The organism is Candidatus Oleimmundimicrobium sp. (genome assembly GCF_030651595.1).
Taxonomy (GTDB): domain Bacteria; phylum Actinomycetota; class Aquicultoria; order UBA3085; family Oleimmundimicrobiaceae; genus JAUSCH01.
The window spans coordinates 1-1,390 of record NZ_JAUSCH010000028.1 but is presented as its reverse complement, the minus strand read 5'-3'; the positions used below and the strand labels follow the sequence as shown (position 1 = coordinate 1,390).

Annotated in this window: 1 protein-coding gene; it reads left to right on the top strand. The window is 45.7% G+C overall.

All coding sequences use genetic code 11. From position 1 onward, the window contains the following. Positions 1 to 7: 7 nt before the first annotated feature. Positions 8 to 1,390 (top strand): PQQ-dependent dehydrogenase, methanol/ethanol family (locus tag Q7U95_RS01990; RefSeq protein WP_308751600.1); only part of this gene is annotated, 1,383 nt, incomplete at its 3' end.

The following is a 1,390-nucleotide window of genomic DNA, read 5'->3' as shown; positions in this document are numbered from 1 at the left end:
TTTGGTCATGGACGGCACTATGTACGTTCATACAGCGTTCCCAAACATCGTTTTTGCTCTTGACCTGAACAACGATGGCGCCATCATCTGGAAATATGAGCCAAAACAAAACTACGATGAAACTGTACCAGTCATGTGCTGTGATACCGTTAACCGTGGTCTGTCTTATGGCGATGGCAAAATCTTCCTGAACCAAGCTGATACAACCCTTGTTGCATTAGACATGAAAACTGGTGAAGTCGTTTGGTCTGACAAACGTGATGATCCAAAAGTTGGCGCAACCAGCACAGCGGCTGCTCACGTATTTAAAGACAAAATCATCGTTGGTATCTCAGGCGGTGAATTTGGTGTTCGTGGTTATGTTCAAGCTTATGACTTAGACGGTAACGTTAAATACAAAGCTTACAGCACTGGTCCTGACGCAGAAATGTTAGTTGACGCAGAAAAAACCATGTCTATGCTGAAACCAGTTGGCAAAGATTCTTCATTGAAATCTTGGCAGGGCGACCAGTGGAAAATCGGTGGTGGTACTACCTGGGGTTGGTATTCTTATGACCCTGATCTGAACCAGTTCTACTATGGTAACGGTAACCCATCTACCTGGAACCCAGTACAACGTCCAGGCGACAACAAATGGACAATGTCTTTGTGGGGTCGTGATTTAGACACCGGTATGGCGAAATGGGTTTACCAAATGACGCCTTACGATGAGTGGGACTATGATGGTGTTAACGAAAACATCCTGGTAGACCAAAAAATCAAAGGCCAAATGCGTAAAATGTTAGTGCATTTTGACCGTAACGGTTTTGGTTACACCATGGATCGTGAAACAGGTGAATTGTTGGTTGCTGAAAAGTTTGACCCAGCAGTTAACTGGGCTACAGGTGTTAACCTGAAAACTGGTCTGCCTGATCGTGTAGCGAAATACTCAACTGCACGTAACGGTGAAGACGTGAACACCACTGGTATCTGCCCAGCAGCATTGGGTACAAAAGATCAACAGCCAGCGGCATTCTCACCACGCACTGGTCTGTTCTATGTTCCAACTAACCATGTTTGCATGGACTACGAACCATTCGAAGTTGAATACGTAGCCGGTCAACCATACGTTGGTGCGACATTGAGCATGTACCCACCAGAAGGCAGCACGCACTTGGGTAACTTCATTGCTTGGGATGCTCGTGAAGGTAAAATCGTCTGGTCAAACCCAGTGCGTTTCTCAGTATGGTCAGGTGCGTTAGCAACTGCCTCTGATGTTGTGTTCTACGGTACGCTGGAAGGTTACCTGAAAGCAGTTGATGCCCAATCAGGTCGTGAACTGTGGAGATTCAAAACAGCATCAGGCATTATCGGTAACGTTAATACCTACAAACACAACAACAAACAGTAT